This is a genomic window from Lutibacter citreus, from assembly GCF_003260195.1.
Classification (GTDB): Bacteria; Bacteroidota; Bacteroidia; order Flavobacteriales; family Flavobacteriaceae; genus Lutibacter; species Lutibacter citreus.
In genome coordinates this window covers 275,150-300,845 of sequence record NZ_QEIH01000002.1, presented here as the reverse complement: position 1 = coordinate 300,845, position 25,696 = coordinate 275,150, and the positions used below count along the sequence as shown (strand labels likewise).

The following is a 25,696-nucleotide window of genomic DNA, read 5'->3' as shown; positions in this document are numbered from 1 at the left end:
ATGATTGAAACTACAAAAGCAATAGTTATTAACACTATTAAATATGGAGATACCAGTTTAATAGCAACTTGTTACACAAATAGTTGTGGGTTAAAAACGTACATGTTAAAAGGTGTATTAAAAGCAAAGAAAGCAAAAGTTAAAACAGCTTATTTTCAGCCTTTAATGCAGTTAAATTTAACTGCAAACCATAATAACAGAGGAGCGTTAAATAGTATTAGAGATGTTGAAATTATAAATTTTTACGGCACTATTTATAGCGATATAAAAAAACAATCTATAGCGTTATTTTTATCAGAAGTATTGTATTATTCAATTAAGGAAGAAGAAAAGAACGAGGCTCTTTTTGAGTATTTAGAGACCTCTTTTTTATGGTTAGATATGCACTCTAATATTTCAAATTTTCATTTACTTTTTTTACTAAATCTAACTAAGTATTTAGGCTTTTATCCAAAGTTAAATTCTGTGAATTTATTATATTTTGATATGTTAGAAGGTAGGTTTATTAGTAGTTCCAGTTCAAATACAGTTTCAGGTGAAAAATTAGATCAGTTTAAAAGGCTGTTAGGCATAAATTTTGATGCAATACACGAAGTTAATTTTAATGCATCTAATAGGCAGAATGTTTTGTCTATTTTAATTCAATATTTCGAATTGCATTTAGAAGGTTTTAGAAAACCAAAATCATTAAATGTATTAAAGTCTGTATTCAACTAAACATGAGAAGTATATTAATAATTTTAAGTGTTTTTTTTACAACAATAGTAAATTCTCAACAAGTAAAAGTTTTAGAAAGGGGGGCTAATTTTCCAGTAGAAAATGTTACAATTTATAATGACAGTAATGATACTGTTTTATATACAGATAAAAATGGATTAGCTGATTTATCTACCTTTAAGAATTCAGATATTATTTCCTTTAATCATTTAGCCTATATTGAATTTGAAATATTAAAGAGAGAATTAGCCGTAGTTGATTATGTAGTTTATTTAACCAGAAAAGCTGAAATGCTTGATGAAATAGTATTATCGGCTTCAAAAGGAGAAGAGAAAAGAAGTAGAATTGCTGAAAATGTTGAAATAGCTTCAAAAGAAGAAATTAGAAAAATTGCACCGCAAACTTCTGCAGATTTATTAGCAAATTTACCGGGAGTTAGAGTTCAAAAATCTCAGTTTGGAGGTGGAAGCCCGGTACTTCGTGGAATGGAAGCCAATAGAGTTTTATTAGTAGTTGATGGTGTTAGAATGAACAATGCTATTTATAGAATGGGACATTTGCAAAACTCTATTACTGTTTCGCCAAATATAATTGAAAGAACTGAAGTTATATTTGGACCATCTTCTGTTGTTTATGGTTCAGATGCTTTAGGAGGAGTAATTCATTATTATACAAAAACTCCAAAAGTGAGCAATAAGAAAGAAGTTAATACTTCATTATATTCAAGATTTAGTACAATTAATAACGAATTTACTACAGAAGGAAATATAGAATTGAGAAATAAAAAATGGGCTTCTTTTACAAGTGTTTCACATAGTAAATTTGGTGATTTAAAGATGGGTGATAATCGCAATCACGGATTTAAGGATTGGGGAAAGGTATTTGAGTATTCAAATAATAAAAATAATACTTATAACTCGGTTTCAATAGTAAATAATGACCCATTAATTGAAAAAAACACAAGTTTTAATCAATTGGATTTATTGCAGAAAATTGCAATCCCTTTTTCAGATAAAACAGACATTACGTTTAATTTTCAATATTCTCAATCTTCAAACATAAACAGGTTTGATAAACTAACAGAGTATTCAGATGATAAGTTGAAATTTGCAGAATGGTATTATGGCCCTCAAAAAAGGCTTTTAATTTCTTCTCAATTAAAAATAAATCCAGATAAAAAATGGATAAAAAATGGAACAATTACAGCTGCGTATCAAAATATTGAAGAATCTAGAGTACAAAGAAAATTTACAAGTTTAGAACGTTCTTATAGAGAGGAAAACGTAGATGTACTTAGTTTAAATGGTGATTTTTTTGTCCCATTAGGGAAAACTGATTCGAGAATTTTTTCTTATGGGTTTGAAACCACCTATAATAAAGTAAATTCTAACGCTTTTGGAAAAAAACTTGATGTTTATAACAATACTATTGTTGGTTTTACTGATGATTTTACGGTGCAGTCTCGATATCCAGATGGTGGAAGTTCTTATACTAGTTTAGCTTCTTATTTAAATTACAGACAAGATATTAGCAAGAAAATAACTTTAAATACTGGTGCTCGTATAATTAAAACAAATTTACAAGCAACTTGGATTGATGACACTTTTATAACCTTACCTGATTTTGACATTTCGTTAAATAATTCAGCAGTTACAGCAACCATTGGGTTTGCTTACAAGCCTAAAAAAGATTGGCAATTAAACAGTGTAATTTCTTCAGGTTTTAGATCTCCAAATATAGATGATGTAGGAAAAATAAGAGAAAAATCAGGGAAAGTAACAGTTCCAAATATTAATTTAAAACCGGAGTATGCTTATAATTTTGAAGCTAGTGTTTTAAAATATTATAGTAATAGACGGTTTCATACAGGAATAAATATTTATTATACGTTGTTAGATAATTACATAACTAGAGATTATTTTGAAATAGATAATAAATCAACAATAATATATGATAATGAAGAAGGTGCTATTATTGCCAATGTAAATAAGGATAATGCATATATAGTTGGAAGTACTTTCAGTTATAAAGGTAATATTAATGATATATGGAAAACAAAAGGGTCTTTAACCTATACAAAAGGAAAAGCCTATGACACTAATTTACCCTTATCTTCAATTCCTCCGCTTTTTGGAAATCTTGAAATAGGTTATGAAAAAGATCGTTTTCAAATGAATTTAAATTTCAGGTTCAACGCAAAAAAAAGATTTGAAGACTATAATTTAGTTGAAGGTATTGATAATATTGAACAAACACCTTATAACGAAGTTACAGATAGTTATTATGGTAATCCTAAATGGAATACTCTAAACTTGAATGCCAATTATAAGTTTAGTAATAATTTAACTTTTTTTGTAAATGTTGATAATATTTTTAATGAACATTACAAAGAGTTTGCTTCTTCAATAAGTGCTCCAGGAAGAAATATTTCATTGTCTGTAAATTTAAATATCTAAAAAAGACGTTTAATTCTCTTATTTAAAAGCCGAAAGTCCGGTAATATCAAAACCAGTTATGAGTAAGTGAATATCGTGGGTTCCTTCATAAGTTACAACGCTTTCTAAATTCATCATATGACGCATAATTGAGTATTCTCCTGTAATTCCCATGGCACCTAACACCTGACGTGCTTCTCTGGCTATTTTTAAGGCCATATCTACATTATTACGCTTAGCCATAGATATTTGTGCCGAAGTAGCTTTATTTTCATTTTTAAGCGTTCCTAAGCGCCATGTTAATAATTGAGCTTTGGTGATTTCAGTTATCATTTCTGCTAATTTTTTTTGTTGTAATTGATACGCCGCAATTGGTTTATCAAATTGAATACGTTCTTTAGCATAACGTAAAGCGGTATCGTAACAATCCATTGCAGCTCCAATTGCTCCCCAGGCAATTCCATAACGCGCAGAATCTAAACAACCAAGCGGAGCACCTAATCCATCTTTGTTAGGAAGTATGTTTTCTTTAGGAATTTTAACATTATCAAAAATAAGTTCTCCTGTGGCTGAAGCTCTTAAACTCCATTTATTATGTGTTTCAGGAGTTGAAAATCCTTTCATTCCACGTTCAACAATTAACCCTTTTATGCGTCCTTCTTCATTTTTTGCCCAAACAACCCCAATATCAGCAAGAGGAGCATTTGAAATCCACATTTTGGCACCATTTAATAAAAAATGATCGCCCATATCTTTAATTTTGGTTTCCATTCCTCCAGGATTTGAGCCGTGATTTGGTTCTGTTAACCCAAAACAACCTAAAAGTTCTCCCGAAGCTAATTTTGGTAAATATTTTTGCTTTTGAGCTTCAGATCCATAATTAAAAATTGGATACATCACCAAAGAAGATTGCACAGATGCAGTTGAACGAACACCTGAATCTCCGCGTTCAATTTCTTGCATTATTAACCCATAGCACATTTGGTCTAAGCCAGCGCCACCATATTCTTCTGGAATATATGATCCAAAAGCTCCAATTTCAGCTAAACCTTTAACAATCGATTTTGGAAATTTAGCTTGTTGGGCGGCATCTTCAATAATTGGAGAAACAGCTCTTTTTACCCATTCGCGAGCAGCATCTCTTACTAATTTTTGCTCTTCAGTTAATAATTCATCTAGTTTGTAATAGTCCGGTGCTTGAAATAAATCGTTTGACATGGGAATTTATAATTTGGTTTCTAACAAATTTACTAATTAAAATCATTAATTCATTACATTTGCGTTAATGAGTTATACCTTAGGAAAAGAAGAAAAATTAAAGAGTAAAATATTAATTGAGCAATTATTTGCTGAAGGAAATCATGTAAAATCTTTCCCTTTTAGATTGATATATTTACCAATTGATCATAAAGGCGAATTCCCTTTAAAAACAGGTTTTTCAGTCCCAAAAAGGAATGTTAAATTAGCAGTTAATAGAAACAGAATTAAAAGGTTGTTAAGAGAAGTTTATAGAAAAAATAAGCATTTATTTTACGAAAAATTAGAAGAAAAGTATGTGTTTATGTTTATATACATGTCTAGAGAAGAAATGAAATATGAAGATTTAGAGCTGAGTTTAAAAAAACTTAGCAATAAATTTCTGATAAAAATAAATGAAGATGAAAATTAAAATAAAAAAATGGATTCTTGGAGTATTTGTTGCCGGTTTTATAACTATTTCCGTAAGTTTTCAATCTGATTTTTTTGAAATTGCAAAGCAAATAAATATATATACTACTCTTTTTAAAGAGTTGAATATGTATTATATAGATGAGGTTAATCCTGGAAAGATGACAAGTAAATCTATTAATTATATGTTGTCTAATTTAGATCCTTATACCCGGTTTTATGATGAACAAGGTGTTGAAGATGCTAGAATTAGAGCTACAGGAGAATATGGTGGTATTGGAATTTTAACTCGTTTCAAGAATAAAAAATTGACCATTAGAGAGATTTTAAAAAATTCTCCAGCAGAAAAGGAAGGTTTAAAAGCAGGAGATAAAATTATAAAAATTGGCGAAGTTGATGTTAAGGAATATGATGAAAATGATATTTCGGGATTGGTTAATGGTTTGCCAAATACGGTATTAAAACTTACTATTGTAAGACAAAATAAAGAACAAAAATTCGAGTTGAAAAGGAAAAAAATAGACGTAAATCCTGTTCCTTATTTTACAATGATTGATACCGAAGTGGGTTATATTTCTTTTATTAAATTTAATGAAAAAGCTTCAAAAGAAGTGAGAAATGCAATAGAAGAATTGAAAGGTGAAGGAATGAAGAAACTTATAATTGATGTAAGAGGCAATCCTGGAGGTCTTTTAAATGAAGCTGTAACAATTTCAAACTTTTTTATACCAAAAGATAAAATTATTGTTACTACAAAGGCAAAAACTGAAAAGGAAAGTGCTACCTATAAAACACGAAATGAACCTATAGAGTTAGATATTCCATTAACAATTTTAATAAATAATAGGTCAGCTTCTGCATCAGAAATTTTATCTGGATCTTTACAAGATTATGATAGAGCGTTGGTAATTGGTGAACGTTCTTTTGGAAAAGGACTAGTGCAACGTTACAAACCTCTTTCTTATGGTACCCAAATGAAATTAACAATTTCAAAATACTATACTCCAAGTGGAAGATGTATTCAAGAATTGGATTATACAAACAGAGACGAAAAAGGAAAAGTACCTAAATTCTCAGATTACGGAAGAGAAACTTATAAAACTGAAAAAGGAAGAATTGTTTATGGTGGTGGTGGAATTCAACCTGATGTTGAAATGGAAAAACCAGTTACAACTAAAACTACGGAAACATTATTAAAATCTGATGCCTTTTTTAATTTTGTAACAACTTATTTTTATAAAAATTCATCAATCGTAGCGCCATCAAAGTTTGAATTGAAAGATAATGAATTTTCAGAATTGTTAAAATATCTAAATAATAATCAAAGTGATTTTGAAACTGAAACCGAAGCAAAATTTAAACTTGCTTTAGAGAAATCTAAATCGGAAAATTTGAATAATAATTTAGAAAAAAAATATTCAGAATTACTAAATGCAGTTCACGTTGAAAAATTGAACGAATTAAAGAAAAACAAAGTTGAAATTTTAAATAAATTAACCGAAGAAATAGTAAAGAGATATTACTACATTGAAGGTGTTTATAAGCAAAAAACAGTTTATGATAAAACTATTTTAAAAGCTGTTTCAATACTAAATGACCAAAATAAATATGTTAAATTACTGGAGTAAAAGTGATAGTACATATGTAATTTTCAATATAAAAAACTAATCCATTAATCGTATCTTTGTAATCAAAATATTTTATGGGACTATCTAAAAATCACGAAAGAACCAGAGCACAAGAATCTTCTAGTGCAATTGAAAAATTATATATTTCAATGCGTCACTTATTTAGTAGAGGTTTTTATAAACCAATGGGAATTTCAGGAGATGCTTTGCGTGAAGCATTATTACTTTTAAGACCTGAAATTTATGGTTCTATTGCAGAAGAAAAAGTTGAATTAAACGGACTTATTTATGTAATAGAGCGCCTTCCAATGGGTATTGAAGAGTGTAGATTTGTAAACCTAACATCAGACGAAGGTTATTCTAAATCACATTTTAAAACAATTATTCCACCTAAAAGAAGAAGAAATTGTTTTAGAATAGATAAAGATCAAATGAATATTGAGGTAACAAGAGGAAGATCTGAAATTTATGATATTTTAACCCATCTTACGTTTTTATTTATTGAATCGCATAAAATAGCATCAAAAGTTTTAATAAATGATGAAACCGACACAATTAGAGAATGGAAGAAATTAGAAGATGTTGTTATACATCACAAGAAAATTTCTAGGGAAGAGAGAGATATTATGTTGGCACACGCTGCTAGTATTTTAGGAAGAACTTTTGAAGAAACACTTTATGTGCACGAAATTTTTCAAGAAAAAGATAATTCAGATCGTTTTTTTCAAATTATTTATTGGTTAGGATATTTAGCAATTAATGAAAAAGTAAACAATTTAAAAAGAGCTATAACTTTTAGTCCAGTTTTAAGAGAACGTATTGGACATCATATTTATGGTGAAATATGGGCTACAAACATTAAAGAAGTTTTAAGAGAGAATAACTTATTATCTAGACCAGTTCATATAATTAGTGCAAATATGCACAGTGTAATGAATTCTATTTATGCTCCAGTTATTTTACCGCAACAAATAGACAAAGAGAACCCAATGTCTTTATTTCAGCTTTTAAGTAATGATGAAAATGAAGATTTAAGAACACAAGTAAAGGAGTTTGCGGCAGAAAATGGTCTTATTTATATAAAAGATAAATCGGGAACCAATATTAATGTTCAAATAATTGATACGGAAAAAATAGATCTTTCTAAAACTAAATATGTTTTAAAAAACAGTATAAATGATGAAGAAAAACCAGTAATTATTGTAATGGATTATGCCTTTGGAGAACAGGCATATGAAACTATGGATGAGCTGTTAAAACCATATGAAGATTCTGAAAATAAGAATCATCATTTAAATGTTGAATCTGTTTCAATAATGGGTAAGGCAGGTATTTTAGATGGAGAAAAGGGAGATATTATGATTCCGTCTTCTCATCTTTTTGAAGGAACAGCAGATAATTATCCTTTTAAAAATGAACTTAAGAAAAAAATGTTTGAAGGATGTGGGTTAGGAGTATATACCGGAGCTATGGTTACAGTTTTAGGTACTTCACTTCAAAATAAAGATATTTTAAAATTCTTTCATAATTCAACTTGGAAAGTAACAGGTCTTGAAATGGAAGGAGCACATTATCAAAAAGCTATTCAAGCAGCTTCAAAAATAAGAGGAAATATTTCCAAAAAAGTACAAGTTAGATATGCATATTATGCTTCTGATAACCCTTTAAAAACGGGAAGTACATTAGCATCTGGTGGATTAGGAACTACAGGGGTTTTACCAACATATTTAATTACTCAAAAAATATTAGAACAAATTTTTTAATTCAATACTATAAATAGATAAAAATAAGTTTACAAAATGAATGTATTAATACTTGGATCAGGAGGAAGAGAACATGCAATGGCTTGGAAAATTGCACAAAGTAAATTATTAAATAAACTATTTATTGCGCCTGGAAATGCAGGAACAAAAGAAGTAGGAACAAATTTAGAAATTAAACTTACCGATTTTGAAGCAGTAAAAAAAGCTGTTATAGAAAACAACATTAAATTGGTAATAGTTGGACCAGAAGATCCTTTGGTAAAAGGAGTGCACGATTTCTTTTTAAATGATGAAAAGTTAAAGAATGTACCTGTAATTGGCCCTGAAAAATATGCTGCGCAGCTTGAAGGAAGTAAAGAGTTTGCAAAAGAATTTATGTTTCGTCATAATATTCCAACTGCTGCTTATGAGAGTTTTACGGCTGAAAATATTGAAGATGGATACAAGTTTTTAGAAACATTAACCGCTCCATATGTATTAAAAGCAGATGGTTTAGCAGCTGGTAAAGGTGTGTTAATTTTAGAAGATTTACAAGAAGCAAAAAATGAACTTACTGAAATGCTAGCTAATAAAAAGTTTGGTGAAGCAAGTAGTAAAGTTGTTATAGAAGAATTTTTAACGGGAATAGAGCTTAGTTGCTTTGTTTTAACGGACGGAAAGAGCTATGTTACGTTACCTAGCGCCAAAGACTACAAAAGAATAGGAGAAGGAGATAAAGGTTTAAATACGGGAGGAATGGGAGCTGTTTCACCAGTGCCTTTTTTAACTGATGATTTAATGGCGAAAATAGAAACTCAGGTTATTAAACCAACTATTAATGGGTTTCAAAAAGATAATATTCCTTATGTAGGTTTTGTTTTTATTGGTTTGATACTTGATAAAGGAGAAATTAAAGTTATTGAATATAACTGTAGAATGGGTGATCCTGAGACAGAAGTTGTAATTCCACTAATTGAAAGTGATTTCTTAGAACTTTTAATTGCTGCAGGAAACAAAGAATTGCATACAAAAACTATTAAACTAAAAAAAGATAGTGCTTGTACTGTTATGCTTGTTTCAGGCGGATATCCTGAAGCTTATGAAAAAGGAAAAGAGATTCACGGTTTAGATGCTGTTGAAAACTCCATTCCGTTTCATGCTGGGACAACTATAAAGGACGGAAAAGTAGTAACAAATGGAGGTAGAGTAATTGCAGTTACTTCTTATGGAGACACTTTTCAAAATGCTCTTAAACAGTCTTACAAAAACGTAGATAAAATATGCTTTGAAGGAGTAAATTTTAGAAAGGATATAGGTTTTGATCTATAAAAAACTTACTTAAATATTAAATTGGGGATTGGGATGCACTAAATAGTTGCATCTCACCTCATATTAAATAATGAATTGTTCTACTTGTTCAATAGTAAACGAGAATTCAGAACCTTCTCCAACATTACTTTTTAGGAATATTTCTTCATTATGAGCTTCAACAATATGCTTTACAATTGAAAGCCCAAGGCCAGAACCACCTTGTTCCCTAGATCTGCTTTGATCTACTCTGTAAAAGCGTTCAAATAGCCTAGAATGGTATTTTTCTTCTATTCCTTCTCCGTTATCTGTAACTTTTACAAGAATTTTATTCTTATCTGTTTTTTCAAGACTCACTATTGTTGTTCCATTCTTTTTTCCGTATTTAATAGAATTTACTATTAAATTGGTAAGTACTTGTTCAATTTTTTCAACATCACCAATTACCATAATTGGATAGCTGTAATGTTTGTTAAAATATAAAGAAATACCTCTCATTTTTGCTTTCATTTCTAGAAGGTCAAAAACATCTTGTACTAGTTCTAAAATATTAAAAGGCTGTTTATTTAATTTTAAATCAGCAGCTTCCATTTTTGAAATTAAATCTAAATCTTTTACAATTGAAATTAATCTCTCAACACCTTTATTGGCTCTTTCTAAATATTTTTTTCCAATTTTTTTGTCATTTAAAGCTCCATCCATAAGGATTAATAAGTAGCCTTGTACTGTAAATAATGGTGTTTTTAACTCATGGGATATATTACCTAAATAATCTCGTCGGTAACTTTCTCTCATATTTAGTTTAGTAATTTGCTTTTGTTTTACTTCAGCAAACTTTTTAACTTCTCGCGAAAGACCTTCAATATCAGAAGTAATAGGTGTTTTGTTTAAGTCTGAATTGTCTAAAACAGAAACACTATCATATATTTTCTTAATTCGTTTATAGATGAGTTTTTCTAACCTATATTGTATTAGAATAAAAGAAAATATAAAATTAAATAAAACGGCAATTAATAAAAATAAATAAGGAATTGAATAATTTGAAATAAACTGAGCCGTAAGTAAAATAAAAAAAGTAAAAACGGTAATAGCAAATGCAGTCCAAAGAGCAAATGAATATGTTTTCCTAGTCTTCATCTATTACAAATTTATAACCTACACCTTTTACGGTTTTAAAATATTGGTCTCCAATTTTTTCTCTTAGTTTACGTATATGTACATCAATTGTTCTTCCTCCTACAACAACTTCATTTCCCCAAACTTTATCTAAAATATCATCTCGTTTAAATACTTTATCCGGTTTTGAAGCTAATAATGAAAACAGTTCAAATTCTTTGCGGGGCAGTGATAGTTTAGCACCATCTTTAATTATAACATACTCTTCTCTGTCAATAATTATTTCACCTACTTTTACTTTACCATCATCTACAAGAGTAGTAGTTTGTGCATTTTTAATACGTCTTAATAATGCTTTTATTTTACTAACTAAAACTTTTGGTTTTATTGGTTTTGTAATGTAATCATCTGCTCCAACATCAAAGCCTGCCATTTGAGAATAATCTTCTCCACGTGCCGTAAAAAAAGTGATAAGAACATTTTCTAAACCTTTAGTAGCTCTAATTTTTTCGCAAGCCTCAATACCATCCATTTCAGGCATCATAATATCTAGTATTATTAAATGAGGATTGTGTTTTTTTGCAGATTCAACGGCTTCTAAACCATTTTTTGCAGTAAAAATCTTGTAACCTTCAATTTTTAAATTGTAACCAACAATTTCTAAAATATCTGGTTCATCATCAACTAAAAGGATTTTTATATCGGCTTTTTTCATAATTTATTACAGTTTTTAATGCTAAAAAACATTCAAAAGTAAACATTATTTACAATTTTTAAACTGTGAATTAAAAGTAATCAAAATTATAACATTAAGGTAACATTAAACTTACGCTATATTAATTTTAGAGTGGTTTTTAAGATAAAAATATATTTTTTGGTAAAGCCTAATATTTTTTATACTTTACAGATAACAAAAAAATATGCTATGAAAAACTTATTTCTTTTTGTTGTAACCGCATTCGTGGCTACAATATCATTTGGGCAAACAGATGTTTTTATTAACGAAATTCATTATGAAAATAGTGGAGGAGATATAAATGAAGGAATCGAAATTGCGGGTCCGGCAGGAACAGATTTAACAGGTTGGAGTATAGATTTATATAATAATAGTACTTCTATGGTTTATGCTACGATTTCCTTATCAGGTACAATTCCAGATCTTGAAAACGGAAGAGGAACACTTTGGTTTCCAGAAAGTAATATTCAAAATGAAACTGAAGCTTTGTCACTTATAAATTCAATTAATAGTGTTGTACAATTTATAAGTTATGAAGGAGTTATTACAGCAATTGATGGTGTTGCAAATGGAATGACATCAATTGATATTGGTGTTTTTGAAGATGGTACAGATTTAGCAGGTAAATCTTTGCAATTATCAGGCTTAGGTGTTAATTATGAGGATTTTATATGGTTGTCTGCCGCAACGTCAACGCCAAATCTAAAAAATAATGGACAAACATTTTCGAGTTTACCATTTATATTATCAACTTCCTCGGTTAATGGATTGGATTATGTTACGGGTTTAGGACCTTCTGTTGAGGGGGTGTTTAATGTTTCTGGTGAAAATTTAACAAATAACATTGTGATAACCTCACCAATAAATTTTGAAATTTCAGAAACTTCTGGTGGAGGTTGGACTTCTACAATAACATTAGTAAGAGTAGGGGCTTCTATTTCAACTACTGCTATTTATGTTAGGCTAAAATCGGGATTAAGTATTGGTAGTTATACTCAAGAAGGTTTAATTACTAGTTCTGATGCAGTGGGTAAAAATATTTCACTAACAGGAATTGTTTCACCAAACGTGGGTTCAATAATTATTACTGAAATTATGCAAAATCCAGATCAAGTAAACGACTCTGATGGAGAATATTTTGAAGTTTATAATACTACGGCATCAGATATAGATATGCAAGGTTGGGTTATTTCAGATGCAGGATCAAATTCATATACAATTGGTTCGTCTGTTATTGTACCTTCAAACGGTTATGCTGTTTTTGCTAGAAATTCTGATAGTGGATTAAATGGAGGTTTTACAGCTAATTATGAGTATTCAGGGATCACTTTAGGAAATGCAGATGATGAAATAATTTTAACAAATGGTATAATTGAAATTGATAGAGTGCATTATAGTAGTAGTTTACAGGGTATTAGTACAGAGTTACATTTGTTTTATTATGATGGGGTTTCAAATGATTCAGAATCTAATTGGGGTAGTGCAACTTCAAGCTATGGATTAGGTGATTTAGGTACTCCTGGAGCAGTAAATGATTTTGGATTATCCGTAGTTAAAAACCAAATAGAGAATTTTGCTATGTATCCAAATCCAGTATCAAATGGGATATTATATATGTCTTCAAGTGCAAATTTGCATAAGAAAGTTGAAATATACAATATAGCAGGGCAGCAGGTTTATAATAAAAATGTGCAATTACATGAAAATCTTAACATTTCTAATTTAAGTAAGGGGTTTTATATAGTAAGAATTGAAGAAGAAGGTAAAATTGCTACACGTAAATTAATAGTGGAATAATTAATTTATAGTGATTTTTTAAAATTTTAATCATAAGCTAATTCTTAAAACTTAAGTAAAGGGATTTTAGTTATACAGTTAAAGTAGATAAAAGAGTACTTAATAGTAAGTCTTTAAAATACTAATATAAGGTAAAAACATATCCATTTATTCAATTAATCCGACCATTTGTTAGGTATATTTGTATTAACTTGTTTGTTTTTAGGTTTTTATTCAGATTTGTGTTAAAATTTTGAATATCTATCCAAATGCAAAAGTTTATTATATTAATTCTTACGTTATTTTTCACAAGCCTTTTTTTTGGGCAAGATTTAGTAATTACAGGAATTTATGATGGGCCGATATCAGGAGGAGTTCCCAAAGGAATAGAATTGTATGTAAAAAATGATATTGCAGATTTAAGTATTTTTGGTGTAGAAAGTGCCAATAATGGACATGGGTCTAATGGACAAGAATTTACATTTCCTAATGTGTTAGCAAATGCAGGAGAGTATATTTATGTTGCTTCTGAAAAAACAGGATTTACTAGTTTTTTTGGTTTTGAACCTGATTATATAACTAATGCTATGCAAATAAATGGTGATGATGCAATTGTTTTATTTGAAAATGGTTCTATTATAGATATATTTGGAGATGTTGATGTTGATGGAAGTGGGAAGCCTTGGGATTACGAAGATGGTTGGGCATATAGAAATACTGCTGGTCCTAGTAGTACTTTTGTAGAAAGTGAATGGGATTATAGTGGAAAAAACGCTCTAGATGGGGTGACTACAAATGCATCAGCATCAAATCCATTTACAAATACAGTCTATAACTCTTCTGTATTATCCGTAGTTAAAAACCAAATAGAGAATTTTGCTATGTATCCAAATCCAGTATCAAATGGGATATTATATATGTCTTCAAGAGCAAATTTGCATAAGAAAGTAGAAATATACAATATAGCAGGGCAGCAGGTTTATAATAATAATGTACAATCACATGAAAACGTTAATGTTTCCAATTTAAACAGAGGTATTTATTTAGTGAAAATTGAAGAAGAAGGTAAAATTGCTACACGTAAATTGGTAGTGAAGTAATAAAACTAATTAATTATTAACTTTTTTGTTGCCTTTCCATGTTCTGTGCTCACTGTAATAAAATAAATACCACTCTTGTAGTTTGAGACATCTACAGAATGTATGGTATTGTACCTGTTTTTTTCTTTACTGCCGTATAATTCTTGACCTAATATTGATGAAATTGTTATTTTGAATTCTTCAATTTCATTGGGTAAATTCATTTTTATTGCACCTGAAGAAACAGGATTTGGGTACAATAAAAAAGTACTTAATATTTCATCATCAATTCCTAAAGTATTATTATCTACAATTACTGAAATAGTTTTCTCATTAGTACCAAAACTGTTTGTACTTGTTAATTTTACAAAATAAGTGCCAGTTGTACTATAGGTGTGTGTTGGATTTTTAGCTGTTGAAGTATTTGAATCACCAAAATCCCAAAAATAAGATGTAGCATTTGTTGAAGTATTTGTAAATGTTACTTCTCCATTATTTATAGGGTTTACTGTATAAGAGCAGTTTGAAGTAGGTGTTGTATTTTCGGAAACGGTAATTACATAATTTGCTGATGTTGTTCCACTACCACACTCGTTTTCGCCATACACAGTTAAATTACCTGAGGTTGCTGAACTTGAAAAGTTAATTGATAATGTGTTACTTGTACCAGAAATAGTAGCACCAGATCCAGAATATGCCCAAGTATAGCTAGTAGCACCAGAAATAGCGGGAACAGAATAAGAAACAGTATTTTGACCTTGGCAAACACTAGAAGAACCAGTTATTTTACCTGCATCTGCTGGAAATAAACAAACAATAACTCTACCATCTGCACCATTCCCTCCAGCTATAGTTCCAGATTCGTTTTTTTTGTAAGCACCGCCACCTCCACCACCCGGAGCAGAACCAGATTTAGCAATAGCTGAGAAAATGAATTTATATCCACCATTACCTCCAGTATTAGTGGTGTTTCCTGCATCTCCACCATCTCCACTAAATTTCCACCAACCATTTCCACCATTTCCACCAATAGTAGAACCGCCAGCACCACCATTTGCACCATTTGAATTGTTATTTCCCACAGATTTCCCACCTTTTGCAGTTACTAAATCAGGTCCTCCTGTTTTTTTAAAAATAGAAGTACCTCCAGCAGCGGTACTAGTACTACCCTTACCAACTGTTATTTCGTAAATCCCTGATGTTAAGCTTGTTAAATTTAAGATTGTGTATGCGCCACCGCCGCCGCCGCCTGCAGTACCGTTAGATGTTCTGGAGCCTCCTTTTCCACCACCACCCCAAGCTTGTACGGTTGCTTTTGTAACACCAGCTGGTATATTAAAAGTTGTTGTAGAAGAATTAAATGTAAATGATTGTGAATAACTACAAAGCGAAAAAACAATAGAAAAAATTACTAAATATTGTTTTATATGGGGTAAACTAAACATAGTATATTTTATGAAAAAACGTATGTATAAAGTAAAGGTTATCTAAAATAAATTGAAAACAATTTCACGTTGAATATATGAATGGTGATTTTATTTAAATGAAGCGTTTAGTTTTATTTACAAAAAGTAAGGTTAATCCTTACTTTTAGGTCTAAATATGCTTAATAAATGGTGTTTTTTTTATAAATAAAGATGAATTAATCTTATTACGATGCAGATTTAAAAATAATTGAAGATTTTTTACGAAAAGATAAGTGTTTAAAAATCATAGATATTCATACAAATTTTAAAAGCATTTTATCTTTCATGTATTTTTTAAAATTCAACCATCAATTAATTATTAAAACTTAAGTATAGGGATCTTACTTTAATAAGTTGAAATAGATAAAAAAGCACTTAATAGTAAGTCTTTAATTTACTTATAAAATATACTAATGTAGGGTAAAGCCATATCCGTTTGTTATTGAAACCTAACCATTTGTTAGGTTTTTTTACGTTAACTTGTTTGCTGATAGGTTTTTAATCAAATTTGTACCAGAATTTTGAATTTCCCCACAAATGCGAAAGTTTATTATATTATTATTTACGTTGTTTTCAACAAGCCTTTTTTTTGGCCAAGAGGTTTTTATTTCTGAAATTAATTATACCGGAACTTCCAAAGGTATAAGATTAACCGGAAGTGGAACCACTGATTTGGATGGATGGAAACTGGTTTTTTATAAAAGAACTAGTGGGAAAGAATATAATAAAATTGATGAAGTTACATTAAATGGTACTCTAAAAAATAATGATATTTGGTTTAGTATTCCTGAAATGTCAAATGTGCATGTTAATGGATTGGGAGTTGCTTTAATTAAAAAGAATGGTGATCCTGTTGAATTGATTGGTTATAATGGTCCAGATGAAGTATTTACTGTAAAAAAAGGAGAAGCTGCTTTTGGAGAAACATCAATCTATGCAGGTACAACAACTGGAGAATTTTCTATTCAAAGAACAAGTGCTACTGGAGGTTGGGATACTTCTAATCCTCCTATAAATAGTAAAACAGCATCAGTAACTAAAAATCAAATTGAAGATTTTAATTTATATCCAAACCCTGTTAGGGAAGGGTTATTTACAATTTCAACAAAAAATTCTTTCGATAAGCACGTTCTAATTTACTCAATTTCGGGAAGGGTAGTTTATGAAAAAACTATAAGATCAAATGAGCTGGTAAATGTACAAAATTTAAGTGTTGGAATGTATATGGTTCAGGTAGAAGAAAATGAGAAGGTTTCACTTAAAAAGCTGTTAATTAACTAGCTAAATTTTATAAATATTTATTAAAAACTTTTTTTATTATATTTATAAAAAAAAAGCTAATGAATATTAAAGTTAATTTTGATAATATCTTGTTTTTAGATATTGAAACGGTTCCAGAAACCGAGTTTTACACAGATTTACCTACAGAAAAGCAAGAACTTTTTGCATCTAAAACACAATACCAAAGAAAAGAAGATTTTACTCCTGAAGAATTTTATGATAGAGCCGGAATTTGGGCTGAATTTGGTAAAATAGTTTGTGTTTCTGTTGGGTATTTTACTAATTTTAATTCTAAAGATAGAAAGTTTAGAGTTACTTCTTTTTATGGTGATGAGGTTAAAATATTAGAAGATTTTAAAGAGTTATTAGATAAACACTTTAATAAAAAAAATCACCTTTTATGTGCCCATAACGGAAAAGAATTTGATTTTCCATTTATAGCTCGCAGAATGATAATTAACAGAATAGCGCTTCCAGAAAAATTAAATTTCTTTGGAAAAAAACCATGGGAAATTCCTCATTTAGACACTATGGAATTGTGGAAATTTGGAGATTATAAACACTATTCTTCTTTAAAATTATTGACCTCAATTTTAGGGATTCCATCTCCAAAAGATGATATTTCAGGAAGTGAAGTTGGAGACGTTTACTACAAAGAAAAAAACATTGAACGAATTGTAATCTATTGCGAAAAGGATACTATTGCTATTGCTCAACTTTTATTGCGGTTTAATAACGAACCATTAATTGACGATTTAAAGATTATTCATGTGTAATTTTTAAATAAAAATAGATTCTTATCTTTCAATAGAATGAATAATAATTGTGAATTTACATTCAGGTCTTACCTGTGTAGGTAAGCATCATGGCGATTATTTAAAGACAACCAGAAAAATTAAACTATCGCTAAATTTAAAGTTTTAAAAAGTTAGCTACTACATATCTGCAGTTGAAAATCTTTACAAAGAGTTTAATTAAAAAAAATATTTATTCCTCTAATTTAGAAGAAAGTTCAAACCAACGTTCTTCTTTTTTGTCTATTAAATTTGAAATTTCTTGAAGTTTAATAGACAGTTCATTTATTTCATCACCAGAAATTGAACCATCTAAGAATTTTGCTTCAATTTCACTTTTTTCAGTGTTTAATTTTTCAATTTCACTTTCAATTCCATCAAACTCCTTTTTTTCTTTGTAGCTTAATTTTGCTTTTGGAGTTGCGGGTTTTTCTTTTGTTTCAATCGTTTTTACAACAGCTGTTACCTCCTTAGGTTTAGAATCCTCATAAGCTCTAAAATCAGAGTAATTTCCAGGGAAATCTTCAACAACACCATCACCTCTAAAAACAAATAAGTGATCTACAATTTTATCCATAAAATAACGGTCGTGAGAAACTACTAATAAACAGCCAGGAAAATCTAGTAAGAAGTTTTCCAATACATTTAGCGTAATAATATCTAAGTCATTTGTAGGCTCATCCAAAATTAAAAAGTTTGGATTTTGTATTAAAACAGTACATAAGAACAAACGTTTACGTTCACCACCACTCAATTTTTCAACAAAATCATATTGGCGTTTTCTGCTGAATAAAAAACGTTCTAATAATTGACCTGCAGAAATTTTTCGTCCTTTAGTTAAAGGAATATATTCACCATATTCTTTAATAACTTCAATTACTTTTTGGCCAGGTTTTATTTCAATACCATCTTGGGTATAGTAACCAAATTTTATGGTTTCTCCAACCACAACTTTTCCAGAATCAAGTGGAATTTCTTGAGTAATAACCTTTAAAAAACTAGATTTCCCAGTTCCATTTTTACCAATAATCCCAATACGTTCACCACGTAAAAAGTTATATTCAAAATTTTCTAATATTTTTAAATCACCAAAAGATTTTGATATTTTATGAAGTTCCAAAATTTTGGTCCCCATACGTTCCATATCAATTTCTAACTGAACCTTATGGTCATTTCTTCGTTTAGAAGCTGCTTCTTTAATTACATAAAAATCGTCTATTCTACTTTTACTTTTAGTAGTTCTGGCTTTTGGTTGTCTACGCATCCAATCCAGCTCTTTTTTAAACAAGTTTTTGGCTTTAGATACTGTTGCTTGTTCAATCTCAATTCGCTCTTCTTTCTTTTGTAAATAGTTAGAGTAATTTCCTTTGTAAGTATAAAAACCACCATTATCCAATTCAACAATTTCATTACATACACGTTCTAAAAAAAAGCGGTCATGGGTAACCATAAACAAGGTTATTTTTTCTTTTTCAAAATAACTTTCTAACCATTCAATCATTTCTAAATCCAAATGATTTGTTGGTTCATCAAGTATTAATAAATCGGGTTTATGAATTAAAATTAATGCCAATGCTAAACGTTTACGCTGTCCACCAGATAAATCGCCCACTTTTTGTGAAAGATCACTTAATTTAAGTTTAAAAAGAATTTGTTTAAATTGTGTTTCAAAATCCCAAGCGTTTAATTGCTCCATTTTTTCAAAAGCTCGCTGATATTCTTTTTCGTCTTCTGGGTTTAATAATGCGTGCTCATATTGTTCAATTACTTTCAGCGTTTCATTGTCCGAATCAAAAATAGTTTGTTCAACAGTTAAAGCATCATTTAAACTATCTTCTTGCGACAAATATTCAATTTTTAAACCTTTTCTGTTTACAATTTGTCCGGTATCCGAACTATCCAAACCAGCAATAATATTTAGCATCGATGTTTTTCCGGTTCCGTTTTTAGCAATAAATGCAATTTTTTGGTCTTTATTAATCCCAAAAGAAATGTTGCTAAACAATTCTAATTCTCCAAAAGATTTCGATATATTTTCAACTGATAAGTAATTCATTAACCTTATATTTTTGGGCAAAATTACATAAAATAAAAAGGATAATTGTAATTAAAATTATTTGGGCGTTTCCCGTTGGGTCAGGCTATCACTACTCGCTTTTTTTTATTGCGAAAAACAACAAAAAAAGAGCTCAAACAAACCATTCTATCCTTAACGCGAATAAAAGATTGAAAGTAAACCTTATAAGTTTTAAATTGGTATTCTGAGCAATAAAGAAGAATCTATTATGTAGTTAAGCAAAAGTTTTATCTTGTTAACAATTAACTTTAAAAAATTGTATTTTTATCAAAAAAATAAGAAATGCTATCAGTTCAAAACCTTTCAATTTCTTTTAATTCAGATAAAGAAAAAAATACCGTAGTTCACAATATTTCATTTGAGCTACAACAGCAACAAATCTTAGGGATTGTTGGGGAATCTGGAAGTGGTAAATCAGTAACTTCATTAGCAATTTTAGGACTATTATCTAACAATGCTGAGGTTAAAGGTGAAATTTTTTATAATGATATTAACTTAACAAAAACTGCAGAAAAAGAATATCAAAAAATTAGAGGAAATGAAATTTCTATGATTTTTCAAGAGCCAATGAGTTCGTTAAACCCAAGTCTTACTTGTGGTTATCAAGTTTTAGAAATTTTATTACAACATAAAAATTGTTCAAAAAGTGAAGCTAAAAAAGAAGTGATTGAACTTTTTAATAAAGTAAAATTGCCAAGAGCTGAAGAAATATATAATCAATATCCACATCAAATATCTGGTGGACAAAAACAACGGGTTATGATTGCTATGGCAATTGCTTGTAAACCGGATATTTTAATTGCCGATGAACCAACAACGGCTTTAGATGTAACGGTTCAAAAGGAAATTATTGAATTGTTAAAGGAATTGCAGCAAGAAACAGAAATGAGTATTATTTTTATTTCTCACGATTTAGCCTTGGTATCTGAAATTGCAGATAGTGTTTTAGTAATGTATCAAGGAAGTATTGTTGAACAAGGTAATGTTAAACAAGTTTTTAAGAACCCAAAACATGATTATACAAAGGCTTTAATAAATTCAAAACCAAGTTTAACAGAGCGTATAAAAAAACTACCAACAGTTCAGGATTTTATAGAGCAAGAAATAAATGACGAGATTTATACAACCGAGCAACGAAAAGAATTTCACAATAAAATTTATTCAAAAAAACCATTGTTAGAAGTGTTTAATTTGGCAACTTATTTTAATTCTGAAAGCAGTTTTTTCTTCGGTAAAAAAAATGTAGTTAAAGCAGTTGATAATGTATCATTTCAATTATATGAAGGTGAAACGTTAGGTTTAGTTGGAGAATCGGGTTGTGGAAAAACAACATTGGGACGTACTATTTTGCATTTAGAGAAAGCTACAAAAGGCGAAATTTATTACAATCAGAAAGATGTAACCAATCTTTCAAGAAAAGAATTGAAAAATTTTAGAAAAGAAGTTCAAATAATATTTCAAGATCCATTTTCATCCTTAAATCCTAGAATTCCTGTAGGAAAAGCAATTATGGAACCAATGAAAGTTCACGGAATTTTAAATTCATCAAATGAAAGAAAGCAATACGTTTTTGATATATTAAAACGTGTGGGGCTAGAGGAGGAGCACTTTTATAGATATCCACATGAGTTTTCTGGAGGACAGCGACAAAGAATTGGAATAGCGCGCACTATTGCTTTAAAACCAAAGTTAATTATTTGTGATGAATCGGTTTCGGCATTGGATGTTTCGGTGCAAGCACAGGTTTTAAATTTATTAAATGAGTTAAAACAAGATTTTGGTTTTACGTATATTTTTATCTCACATGATTTGGCTGTTGTTAAATATATGTCTGATCAATTAGTGGTTATGAATAAAGGTAAAATTGAAGAAATTGGTGATGCAGATTTAATTTATAAAACTCCAAAAACCAATTATACACAAAAATTAATTGATGCAATCCCAAAGGGTATTTAACTTGAAGTTATTGTATATTGCAGGCTAATTATGTATAGAGGGATTTTAAATATTTTTATTGTTTTTGGAATGGTTTTCATTTCAACTATTTCAGTTGCCCAAAACAACGATCTTCAAAGTATATTAACCGGAGAAAAAGGGCAAAATGAAGAAATGAATAGTTTAGAGTTTCAAGAACATTTTTTTGAAGCTTTAAAGTTTAGCACAACTAATAATTTTAAAAAAGCTATAGAAGAATTAGAAGTTTGCTACCAGATAGATACTTTAAATTTAGCTGTAGAATTTGAATTTTCAAAAAATTATTTAGCGCTTCAAAAATACAACGAAGCAACTATATTTATTGATAAAGCACTTGAAAAAGAATCTAATAATAGGTACCTACTTAAACATAAAGTTGCAATTTTAAAAGCGCAAATAAATTATAAAGAAGCAATTGAAATTCAAAAAAAATTGGTTCTTATTAAGCCTAGTTATTCTAATGAATTAGTGTTGTTGTATATACAAAACAAGGAATATGACAAAGCTGAAAACTTAATAGATGAAATTGAAAAAAAAGCACTTGGAACTTTAAAATTAAGACGATTTAAGGCTTATTTAAAAACTAGAAAAAAGTATAATGATAAAATAGTTGAAACTTCAAAAATTTCTTCTAAGGATTTAAATATAGATACTTTAATTAAAAAGTATAATGAAACAAAGGATTATAAAATATTATTAGAAATTTTAAGTTATGATCTTAAATCTGGATTGTTTGAAAAATTATATTTAGATAGTAAAGCAGGTATAGAATTGTATCCGGCGCAACCGATATTGTATCAATTAAGTGGATTTGCACTAAATAAATTGAATAGATATGATGAAGCAATTGAAATGTTAACTATTGGCATTGATTTTGTATTTGATAATAATAAGATGGAGCTAAATTATTATAATGAGCTTATTATTAGCTATGAAGGTATAAATAATAAAGAATTAGTTTTAAAATATAAACAAAAAGCTGAAAAGTTAAAAGGAAAGAATTAAATGAAATTATTTGCAAAAATATTAGTATTATTTGTTTTGATATTTACTTCGTGTAAATCGAAAAAGAATGTGGTTGATAATACTAACGTTCATTCTATTTCAACAAAAAAAATTATAAATAATCATTATGGTTCTGAGTTTAATCAAAAAACGATAAGTGCTGTCTTAAATGCACGTTATAAAGATAATAAAACGTCTGTTTCATTTAGTATAAAATTACGTTTAGAGAAAGATAAGACTATTTGGATGAGTGCCACAAAGTTTGGATTTCCTGTAGCTAAAGTAAAAATAACACCCAGCAGAGTTAGTTATTATGAAAAGTTACAAAAAACATATTTTGATGGTGATTTTTCTTTGTTAAGTAAGTTTTTAGGAACGGAATTAGATTATGAAAAAGTTCAAAATATATTATTAGGACAGGCAGTTTTAAATTTGAAAAAAGGAAATTATAATTCTAAAATTGATAATAACTTATACCAAATTAGTCCAAAGAGAGCTAATGATTTGTTTGGGATATTATTTTTTATGAATCCAGATAATTTTAAACTAAATAAACAAGAAATTAGAAATCCAAAGAAAGAGCAGTTGCTAACAGTATCATATTCTGATTATAAAGATATTAAAGGAGAACAATTTCCTGAAAATATACGAATAAAAGCAATTGATCAAAAAAAATTAACTACCATAAATATTGAATATCGAACTGTTGAATTTAATGATAAATTAACTTTTCCTTTCGCAATACCAAATGGTTATAAAGAAATTGATTTAAAATAATGCAGTTTAAGTTAAAGTACTTTTTTTTATTTTTTGTATTCCTTTTAGGGTTAAGTGGTAATGCTCAGAAAAAATCTAAACGTCAAGTTTTAGAAGCTAGAAGAGTTCAGCTTCAAAAGGATCAAGTTTATATTAATGCGTTGCTTTCTAATACAAAAAGGAAAGAGATAAATGTATTAAGTGAATTAAAAGATTTAGATCATAAAATAGGTTCAAGAGAAAAGTTAATTAAGGCAATTGAAAATGAATCTAAAGAAATTTCAAACGAAATTTACCTAAATCAACTAGAAATTAATCAGAATAAAAGAGATTTAGAGTCCTTAAAAAAGGATTATGCAGATATGGTTTTTAAATCATATAAAAGTAAGTCTCAAAATAGTAGGTTAATGTTTTTACTTTCTTCAGAGAATTTTTTTCAGGGTTATAAAAGGTTTCAATATATGAAGCAATATACAGCCTTTAGAAAAAAACAAGGTGAAGATATTCATGTAAAAACAAATCAGTTGCAGGTATTAACAGATTCATTGAAGATTAAAAAGAATCAAAAAAATGAGTTGTTATCAGTAAAAAAGGTTGAACAATCTGCTATTGAGAAAGAAAAGAAAAGTCAAGAAAGTTTGTTGTCTCAAGTTAAGGCAAAAGAGAATAAGTATAAGAGACAAATAAAACAGTTTCAAAGAGATGAGAGTAGACTTAACGCTCAAATTGATAAGTTAATTAGAGATGCAATAGCTGCGTCTAATAAAAAAAGAGGAACTACTAAAAGTGCAACATCATCATCAACATTTGCATTAACCGCAGAAGCTAAAAAATTAGCATCTAATTTTACCGCTAATAGGGGGAAATTACCTTGGCCTGTTGAAAGAGGATATGTTTCTACTTATTATGGTAAACAGCCGCATCCAATTGTAAAATCATTAACAATTCAAAGTAACGGTGTTAGAATTACAACAAGTAAAGGAAGTGTAGCAAGAGCCGTTTTTGAGGGAACTGTAATTGCAATACAAATGATGCCTGGTAATAAAAAAGCAGTGTTGGTGCAGCACGGTAATTATATTTCGGTATACAATAATTTAGAAAATGTTATTGTTTCTAATGGAGAAAAAGTGAAAGCGAAACAGAAAATAGGGTCTATATATACCGATAAAATTACTGGTAAAACTATCCTTAATTTTATGCTTAAAAACAATGCTAAAACTGAGAATCCTGCTAGTTGGATTTATAAAATGTAAATTCTTATTTTATTTAAAAATGAATAATAGAAGTTCACAAGCTATTTCAAAATAAAATAACAGGAAAGGTTTAAATGTAAAGCTTCTTTTTAAGGCTTTAAAAATTAAAAACAGCACAAGAGGCTTTAAGATTGCTTTTAAGTAAAATAAGGTGTCTAAAAAGTTAGTAGATAGCTTGTTTGGAAGTGAAAATTCATGAGATAAGCTACTTTTTAAAATTAAAGATCCTTATATAAAAATTTCTATTGAAAATTAACAAATTAAGAAGGAGTAAAATTTTTCGTCAAGTGTTATTTTTGAATTTACTAAAGTGCTGAAATCAGTGATTTAAAAAGGGCAATACCTTAATTATTGTACAAAGATGGCTTTTAATTCTGTAGCCTCAGAAGGTTGCATTTTACCAGATAAAATAAGACTCAATTGTTTTCTTCTTAAAGCGCCGTCAAAACGTTCTTTTTCTAAAGAGGTTTCAGGTTTAAGTTCTGGCACTCTTGTAGGTCTTCCTTCTTTATCTACAGCAACAAATGTGTAAATACCTTCATTTACTATGGTTCGTTCTTGAGAATCTATGTCTTCAATCCAAACATCAACATAAACTTCCATAGACGATTTAAAAGCTCTTGAAACTTTGGCTTCAATAGAAACTACGCTTCCTACTGGAACCGCTTTATTGAAGGCAACATGATTTACTGATGCTGTAACAACTATTTTATGAGAGTGGCGTTGCGCAGAAATACTACAAGCTCTATCCATACGAGCTAATAATTCACCGCCAAATAGATATCCCAACGGATTGGTTTCAGCGGGCAATACAATATCAGTTAATATAGTTAAAGAGTCTTTTGGAGTTTTAATCATATCATTGAATTTTAGGCAAAGATATAT

The 25,696-nt window shown here is 29.1% G+C and carries 20 protein-coding genes; 14 read left to right on the top strand and 6 right to left on the bottom strand.

Features of this window, described 5'->3' with window-relative positions; genetic code table 11:
* Both recO and DAD81_RS04325 read left to right on the top strand, forming a co-directional pair.
* Positions 1-717 carry a DNA repair protein RecO gene (recO, locus tag DAD81_RS04330; RefSeq protein ID WP_111707007.1) on the top strand — a complete coding sequence of 239 codons (717 nt, stop codon included), beginning with the start codon at positions 1-3 and terminating at the stop codon, positions 715-717.
* Positions 718-719: 2 nt separating this feature from the next.
* The gene (locus DAD81_RS04325) at positions 720-3,173 is read left to right on the top strand and encodes a TonB-dependent receptor plug domain-containing protein (RefSeq protein ID WP_111707006.1); all 2,454 of its coding nucleotides are present in this window, start codon (positions 720-722) and stop codon (positions 3,171-3,173) included.
* Positions 3,174-3,191: 18 nt separating this feature from the next.
* On the opposite strand, the gene DAD81_RS04320 is transcribed toward DAD81_RS04325, so the two are convergent.
* On the bottom strand, positions 3,192-4,370 hold the full coding sequence (locus tag DAD81_RS04320) for an acyl-CoA dehydrogenase family protein (protein ID WP_111707005.1): 1,179 nt from the start codon (positions 4,368-4,370) through the stop codon (positions 3,192-3,194).
* 67 nt (positions 4,371-4,437) lie between these two features.
* Here DAD81_RS04320 and rnpA point away from each other — a divergent pair, with 67 nt between their 5' ends.
* From rnpA to purD, 4 genes are all read left to right on the top strand, one after another.
* Positions 4,438-4,821: a ribonuclease P protein component gene (rnpA, locus tag DAD81_RS04315; protein ID WP_111707004.1), complete on the top strand. Its 384-nt coding sequence runs from the start codon at positions 4,438-4,440 to the stop codon at positions 4,819-4,821.
* The gene (locus DAD81_RS04310) at positions 4,811-6,448 is read left to right on the top strand and encodes a S41 family peptidase (RefSeq protein ID WP_111707003.1); all 1,638 of its coding nucleotides are present in this window, start codon (positions 4,811-4,813) and stop codon (positions 6,446-6,448) included. Before rnpA ends, DAD81_RS04310 begins: the two co-directional genes overlap by 11 nt.
* Positions 6,449-6,522: 74 nt before the next feature.
* Positions 6,523-8,211, top strand: coding sequence for a DUF6909 family protein (locus DAD81_RS04305; RefSeq protein ID WP_111707002.1), 1,689 nt, complete (start codon positions 6,523-6,525; stop codon positions 8,209-8,211).
* A gap of 36 nt (positions 8,212-8,247) precedes the next feature.
* Positions 8,248-9,519: a phosphoribosylamine--glycine ligase gene (purD, locus tag DAD81_RS04300; protein ID WP_111707001.1), complete on the top strand. Its 1,272-nt coding sequence runs from the start codon at positions 8,248-8,250 to the stop codon at positions 9,517-9,519.
* Positions 9,520-9,582: 63 nt separating this feature from the next.
* Here purD and DAD81_RS04295 read toward each other — a convergent pair whose 3' ends face one another.
* Positions 9,583-10,635: a sensor histidine kinase gene (locus DAD81_RS04295; protein ID WP_111707000.1), complete on the bottom strand. Its 1,053-nt coding sequence runs from the start codon at positions 10,633-10,635 to the stop codon at positions 9,583-9,585.
* Positions 10,625-11,329, bottom strand: a complete 705-nt coding sequence (locus DAD81_RS04290; RefSeq protein WP_111706999.1) for a response regulator transcription factor — start codon at positions 11,327-11,329, stop codon at positions 10,625-10,627. The genes DAD81_RS04295 and DAD81_RS04290 overlap by 11 nt, the downstream gene beginning before the upstream one ends.
* 210 nt (positions 11,330-11,539) lie before the next feature.
* On the opposite strand from DAD81_RS04290, the gene DAD81_RS04285 reads away from it, so the two are divergent.
* Both DAD81_RS04285 and DAD81_RS04280 read left to right on the top strand, forming a co-directional pair.
* Complete coding sequence (locus tag DAD81_RS04285; RefSeq protein ID WP_111706998.1) at positions 11,540-13,147, top strand: lamin tail domain-containing protein; 1,608 nt, start codon at positions 11,540-11,542, stop codon at positions 13,145-13,147.
* 248 nt (positions 13,148-13,395) lie between these two features.
* Positions 13,396-14,226, top strand: a complete 831-nt coding sequence (locus tag DAD81_RS04280; protein WP_111706997.1) for a T9SS type A sorting domain-containing protein — start codon at positions 13,396-13,398, stop codon at positions 14,224-14,226.
* Between the two features lie 5 nt (positions 14,227-14,231).
* Here DAD81_RS04280 and DAD81_RS04275 read toward each other — a convergent pair whose 3' ends face one another.
* Positions 14,232-15,650, bottom strand: coding sequence for a PKD domain-containing protein (locus DAD81_RS04275; RefSeq protein WP_111706996.1), 1,419 nt, complete (start codon positions 15,648-15,650; stop codon positions 14,232-14,234).
* A gap of 558 nt (positions 15,651-16,208) precedes the next feature.
* Here DAD81_RS04275 and DAD81_RS04270 point away from each other — a divergent pair.
* Together DAD81_RS04270 and DAD81_RS04265 are read left to right on the top strand one after the other, a co-directional pair.
* Entirely contained in the window at positions 16,209-16,952 is a 744-nt protein-coding gene (locus tag DAD81_RS04270) for a T9SS type A sorting domain-containing protein (RefSeq protein ID WP_111706995.1), read from the top strand.
* A gap of 59 nt (positions 16,953-17,011) precedes the next feature.
* On the top strand, positions 17,012-17,728 hold the full coding sequence (locus DAD81_RS04265) for a 3'-5' exonuclease (RefSeq protein WP_111706994.1): 717 nt from the start codon (positions 17,012-17,014) through the stop codon (positions 17,726-17,728).
* Positions 17,729-17,939: 211 nt separating this feature from the next.
* On the opposite strand, the gene DAD81_RS04260 is transcribed toward DAD81_RS04265, so the two are convergent.
* Positions 17,940-19,802 (bottom strand): ABC-F family ATP-binding cassette domain-containing protein, encoded by a 1,863-nt coding sequence (locus tag DAD81_RS04260; RefSeq protein ID WP_111706993.1) that lies wholly within the window; start codon positions 19,800-19,802, stop codon positions 17,940-17,942.
* A gap of 303 nt (positions 19,803-20,105) precedes the next feature.
* Here DAD81_RS04260 and DAD81_RS21190 point away from each other — a divergent pair, with 303 nt between their 5' ends.
* From DAD81_RS21190 to DAD81_RS04240, 4 genes are read left to right on the top strand one after another with little or no spacing between them, the layout of a single operon-like run.
* Positions 20,106-21,779, top strand: coding sequence for an ABC transporter ATP-binding protein (locus DAD81_RS21190; RefSeq protein WP_111706992.1), 1,674 nt, complete (start codon positions 20,106-20,108; stop codon positions 21,777-21,779).
* Positions 21,780-21,809: 30 nt separating this feature from the next.
* Positions 21,810-22,802 (top strand): tetratricopeptide repeat protein, encoded by a 993-nt coding sequence (locus DAD81_RS04250; RefSeq protein ID WP_111706991.1) that lies wholly within the window; start codon positions 21,810-21,812, stop codon positions 22,800-22,802.
* Positions 22,803-23,579 carry a DUF4292 domain-containing protein gene (locus DAD81_RS04245; protein WP_111706990.1) on the top strand — a complete coding sequence of 259 codons (777 nt, stop codon included), beginning with the start codon at positions 22,803-22,805 and terminating at the stop codon, positions 23,577-23,579.
* Positions 23,579-24,811: a murein hydrolase activator EnvC family protein gene (locus DAD81_RS04240; protein ID WP_111706989.1), complete on the top strand. Its 1,233-nt coding sequence runs from the start codon at positions 23,579-23,581 to the stop codon at positions 24,809-24,811. The genes DAD81_RS04245 and DAD81_RS04240 overlap by 1 nt, the downstream gene beginning before the upstream one ends.
* A gap of 348 nt (positions 24,812-25,159) precedes the next feature.
* On the opposite strand, the gene DAD81_RS04235 is transcribed toward DAD81_RS04240, so the two are convergent.
* Positions 25,160-25,669 carry an acyl-CoA thioesterase gene (locus tag DAD81_RS04235; protein ID WP_111706988.1) on the bottom strand — a complete coding sequence of 170 codons (510 nt, stop codon included), beginning with the start codon at positions 25,667-25,669 and terminating at the stop codon, positions 25,160-25,162.
* Positions 25,670-25,696: the final 27 nt, after the last annotated feature.

Coding starts and splice junctions, on each gene's coding strand:
- DAD81_RS04250 (WP_111706991.1), top strand. CDS start 21,810: ATGTATAGAGGGATTTTAAATATTTTTATTGTTTTTGGAATGGTTTTC.
- DAD81_RS04290 (WP_111706999.1), bottom strand. CDS start 11,329: ATGAAAAAAGCCGATATAAAAATCCTTTTAGTTGATGATGAACCAGAT.
- DAD81_RS04285 (WP_111706998.1), top strand. CDS start 11,540: ATGAAAAACTTATTTCTTTTTGTTGTAACCGCATTCGTGGCTACAATA.
- DAD81_RS04305 (WP_111707002.1), top strand. CDS start 6,523: ATGGGACTATCTAAAAATCACGAAAGAACCAGAGCACAAGAATCTTCT.
- DAD81_RS04320 (WP_111707005.1), bottom strand. CDS start 4,370: ATGTCAAACGATTTATTTCAAGCACCGGACTATTACAAACTAGATGAA.
- DAD81_RS04275 (WP_111706996.1), bottom strand. CDS start 15,650: ATGTTTAGTTTACCCCATATAAAACAATATTTAGTAATTTTTTCTATT.
- DAD81_RS04245 (WP_111706990.1), top strand. CDS start 22,803: ATGAAATTATTTGCAAAAATATTAGTATTATTTGTTTTGATATTTACT.
- DAD81_RS04260 (WP_111706993.1), bottom strand. CDS start 19,802: ATGAATTACTTATCAGTTGAAAATATATCGAAATCTTTTGGAGAATTA.
- recO (WP_111707007.1), top strand. CDS start 1: ATGATTGAAACTACAAAAGCAATAGTTATTAACACTATTAAATATGGA.
- DAD81_RS21190 (WP_111706992.1), top strand. CDS start 20,106: ATGCTATCAGTTCAAAACCTTTCAATTTCTTTTAATTCAGATAAAGAA.
- DAD81_RS04325 (WP_111707006.1), top strand. CDS start 720: ATGAGAAGTATATTAATAATTTTAAGTGTTTTTTTTACAACAATAGTA.
- DAD81_RS04295 (WP_111707000.1), bottom strand. CDS start 10,635: ATGAAGACTAGGAAAACATATTCATTTGCTCTTTGGACTGCATTTGCT.
- DAD81_RS04265 (WP_111706994.1), top strand. CDS start 17,012: ATGAATATTAAAGTTAATTTTGATAATATCTTGTTTTTAGATATTGAA.
- DAD81_RS04270 (WP_111706995.1), top strand. CDS start 16,209: ATGCGAAAGTTTATTATATTATTATTTACGTTGTTTTCAACAAGCCTT.
- DAD81_RS04240 (WP_111706989.1), top strand. CDS start 23,579: ATGCAGTTTAAGTTAAAGTACTTTTTTTTATTTTTTGTATTCCTTTTA.
- purD (WP_111707001.1), top strand. CDS start 8,248: ATGAATGTATTAATACTTGGATCAGGAGGAAGAGAACATGCAATGGCT.
- DAD81_RS04310 (WP_111707003.1), top strand. CDS start 4,811: ATGAAAATTAAAATAAAAAAATGGATTCTTGGAGTATTTGTTGCCGGT.
- rnpA (WP_111707004.1), top strand. CDS start 4,438: ATGAGTTATACCTTAGGAAAAGAAGAAAAATTAAAGAGTAAAATATTA.
- DAD81_RS04235 (WP_111706988.1), bottom strand. CDS start 25,669: ATGATTAAAACTCCAAAAGACTCTTTAACTATATTAACTGATATTGTA.
- DAD81_RS04280 (WP_111706997.1), top strand. CDS start 13,396: ATGCAAAAGTTTATTATATTAATTCTTACGTTATTTTTCACAAGCCTT.